Source organism: Burkholderia sp. Ac-20392, assembly GCF_017104585.1.
Lineage (GTDB): Bacteria > Pseudomonadota > Gammaproteobacteria > Burkholderiales > Burkholderiaceae > Burkholderia > Burkholderia lata.
The window spans coordinates 1-2,066 of the sequence record NZ_JAAGPB010000883.1 but is presented as its reverse complement, the minus strand read 5'-3'; the positions used below and the strand labels follow the sequence as shown (position 1 = coordinate 2,066).

At 66.7% G+C, this 2,066-nt stretch carries 3 protein-coding genes and 1 pseudogene; all 4 read right to left on the bottom strand.

Annotated elements, in window-relative coordinates; genetic code table 11:
- On the bottom strand, positions 1 to 282 hold a 282-nt coding region (locus G3N99_RS39350; RefSeq protein ID WP_277396499.1), incomplete at its 3' end, for a thiamine pyrophosphate-binding protein.
- The gene (locus tag G3N99_RS39345; protein WP_174946691.1) at positions 275 to 1,072 is read right to left on the bottom strand and encodes an SDR family oxidoreductase; all 798 of its coding nucleotides are present in this window, start codon (positions 1,070 to 1,072) and stop codon (positions 275 to 277) included. The genes G3N99_RS39345 and G3N99_RS39350, both read right to left, overlap by 8 nt.
- Positions 1,069 to 1,926 carry an IclR family transcriptional regulator gene (locus G3N99_RS39340; RefSeq protein WP_174986677.1) on the bottom strand — a complete coding sequence of 286 codons (858 nt, stop codon included), beginning with the start codon at positions 1,924 to 1,926 and terminating at the stop codon, positions 1,069 to 1,071. Before G3N99_RS39340 ends, G3N99_RS39345 begins: the two co-directional genes overlap by 4 nt.
- A pseudogene (locus G3N99_RS39335) lies at positions 1,923 to 2,066 on the bottom strand (alpha/beta hydrolase); the annotation flags it as partial. The gene G3N99_RS39340 and the pseudogene G3N99_RS39335, both read right to left, overlap by 4 nt.

Below are 2,066 nucleotides of genomic sequence, written 5' to 3'. Positions count from 1 at the left end.
GCCGGCGGTCAGCGCCTCGACCATCGCGCCGGCCGCGTTGCCCGCCGCCGTGCCCGTACTGGTGAGCGCGACGCCGAGGCCGCCCGACACGCGGGCCAGGCCGTCGGCCATGTTCAATGCGCCGGCTTCGCCGCGTGCGCCGACATACCGGATGTTGCCGCGCGTGTTGATCGCGTCGAGGATCGGCATGTTGTGGATCGAGATGACACCGAATGCGGTCTTCACGCCGCACTGCTCGAGGAAGGTGGCAATCAGCTCGCCAACCGTGGTTTTGTTAGACATGGCGTGCAAAGCCTCCAGAAACGTCGATATGGCTGCCCGTCGTGTACGACGACAGATGCGTTGCGAGATAAAAAAGTGCCCAGGCGGCCTCGTCAGGCTTGCCGAAGCGGTTCAGCGGAATGTTCTTCGTGCGAGCGAGTGCGCCCGTCCAGTCCTCCCAGCTTTCGCCGGACTGCGCCTGCGTTTCGTAGCGGCGGCGCCACTGGCCCGACTCGACGATGCCGATCAGGATCGAGTTCACGCGAATGCGCTGCGGCGCGAGTTCGGTCGCGAGCGACTTCACGAGGCTCAGCACGCCCGCGCGCGCCGACGACGTCGCGACCATGTGCGGCTCCGGCTGCAGCGCGAGCAGCGAGTTCACGCAGGTGATCGTCGGCGCCTGCGCGTCGCGCAGCAGCGGCAGGAATGCGCGCGTCGGGCGGATGATGCTGAAATACTTCAGTTCGAGTTCTTCGCGCCACGCGTCGTCGGTCGTATCCGCAAAGGTCGACACGCGGCCCTGGCCGGCGTTGTTGACCAGCATGTCGGCACGGCCGAAGCGCGTCGACACCGCTTGCGCGAACGCGGCCACATCCTGCTCGTCGAGCACGTTGCAGCGCTCGGCGAGCAATTGCGCGCCCGGGTATTTTTCAACGAGCATTGCTTCGGCGCGTGCCAGGCGGTCGCCGTCGCGGCCGCAAATCGCGACCGACGCGCCCGCCTGCAGGAACCGTTCGGCAGTCGCGAGGCCGATGCCGGACGAACCGCCCGTCACCACCGCCACCTGCCCGGTCAGATCGATCTGGATCATCGGAGTCCTAAAGCCTTGAGAAACGTGTGCTCGTCATCCGAGCGGTAATTGAGCCGCCGCGACAGTTCCGCCGCCGCGCGCTGCACCTTGTCGATCAGCCCGTCCGCGATCAGCGCCGCGTCGATTTCAGGCCGCGGCACCGTCACCGTGATGCACGCGACGATCCTCTGCGTCTCGTTGCGCACCGGCGCCGTGACCACCGAGATGCCGCGCTCGAACGACGAATTGCTGACGCCGTAGCCGCGCAGCGCATCCTCGCGGATCACTTCGTACAGTGCGTCGACCGTTTCCGGCGTCGCGTTCGTCATCCGGTTCAATGCGCCTTCCGGATACAGCGCATGCAACTCCTTCAGCGACAGGTCGCCCATCAGCACGTGGCCGTGCGTCGTCGCATGCGCGGGCAAGCGCGTGCCGACGTTCACGCGGATCGAGCTGAACACCGGCGCCTGGCTCTGCGCCTTCGCGACGAACACCACGTCGCGGCCGTCGCGGATCACGATGTGCGTCGTGAAGCCGGTCGCGTCGCGCAGGCTCTCGATCACCGGCAGGCCGAGATCGGTCAGCTCCAGCGAGCTCAGGTACTCGAAGCCGAGCCGCAGCACGGCAATGCCGAGCTTGTAGTTGCGGTCCTTGTCCGCGCGCTCGAGGAAGCCGAGCGATTCGAGCGTCTGCAGCAGACGGAACACCGTCGTGCGCGGAATGCCGAGCCGCTTCGACAATTCGGGCGCGCCGAGCACGGGCTCGCGCGGCGAGAATTCGGCGAGGATCCGCAGCCCGCGTTCGAGGCCGGGCACCACGTAGCTCGCTTCGGCTTTCCCGTTTTCGGATTCGGGTTGTTGCAGCGGTTCACTCATACCAGCCCCCGCTGTTGGTCGCACTGACGGCAGAACGTGCCGATCAGTGCGGAATAGACGGCCGGTGCTTCCACGTAGCCGGCATGGCCTGCTTGCGGAATCACCTGCAGCCCGACGTGCGCGGCCGCGGCAATCCGCTA